We start from the raw sequence: 1,230 nt of genomic DNA on the forward strand, positions 1-1,230 counted from the left end.
GTAGATACCATCTCCCTCACCCAACCTCAAACGGTCCCTTAGACCGCTTGAGGCTGGTACGGCGTCTGGTGTTTCAGGACGCCATAACACAGATGTACCAGCTTGCGCATGGCCGCCCCGATGGCTGCCATCCTGGACTTGCCGCGGCGCACCAGCCGCCGGTACTGCGCCTGGATAACCGTGTTGTGCCGTGTGGCGACCATCGCCGCCATATACAGCTTTGCCCGGATCCGGCCATCGCCGAACTTGGACAACCTCGGCGGCTTCTTAACACTGGTGCCAGATTCGCGTTCGATTGGTATCAATCCCAGGAACGCCGCGCACTGCGAGGCCTTCTCGAAGCGACGGCTGCGCAACACCGCTACCATCTGTTGCGATACCGTTGGCCCCACCCCCGGAATGCTCTCCAGCAGGGCCCGGTCCTGCTTCAGCCCCGGATGATTGTCGATATGATCGTCAATCAGCGACTCCAGGCGCTTGCGCTCCCTGTCCAACTGTTCTCTGACATGCTCAATGGAGGTGCGTACCTGCGCTGAGCTTTGGCTCACCTGCGCCTTCTCCAGCCGGTTCCACTCTCGTTCGATGTCCTGCTTAACCGCTTCGTAGCGGGCAAGCAGAGCCTTGAGTTCCCGGACCTCCTTCGGTTCTGGCTCCCACAGGATGGGGGACTGGGTCATGCCATAGCGGGCAATCACCACGCTATCTTTGCGGTCGTTCTTCGAATGAGCCCCCAAGCTCTTGGCAAAGTCCCTGATACGTGTCGGATTTACCACTGACACCTGGGCCCCCGCGTCATATAGGGCATAGGCCAGGGCCTCGTGGTAGACCCCCGTGGCCTCCATGACAAAGTGCAACCCGGCTACCGGCTCACCCGTCAGCTGGATTGCCCAGTCCAGCAGTGCTCGGTGCCCCTTGGGGGTATTGGGCTGGACCTTGCTTTTGACTTTCAGCTTGGACAAATCCCGAATCCACAGACAGTCCAACTTCGATTTACTGACATCTATCCCGATAATTGTCACGAAATCTCCCTATCTTGCCTTGTACGTGCAGCCTCATCGCTATTAGCGAGGACTTGGATACCATACAGATTGCAGAGAATTGCGAGGCGGGGTCGAATCTACAAAACAGGCTCTATGGCCTCAGGGTCGAAGCTGACTCACCGCCTCACCTGATGAACTGCCAGCTAAACAGTACATCGAGAGAGACACAAGGGTCGAATTCATTCGACCA

At 57.9% G+C, this 1,230-nt stretch carries 1 protein-coding gene; it reads right to left on the minus strand.

Features of this window, described 5'->3' with window-relative positions; translation table 11 throughout:
* Positions 1-38: 38 nt before the first annotated feature.
* A complete protein-coding gene (locus JYP50_RS21610) occupies positions 39-1,019 on the minus strand; it encodes an IS110 family transposase (RefSeq protein ID WP_206562652.1) in 981 nt (326 codons plus the stop codon).
* Between the last annotated feature and the right edge of the window lie 211 nt (positions 1,020-1,230).

The organism is Parahaliea mediterranea (genome assembly GCF_017255185.1).
Classification (GTDB): Bacteria; Pseudomonadota; Gammaproteobacteria; order Pseudomonadales; family Halieaceae; genus JAFKCZ01.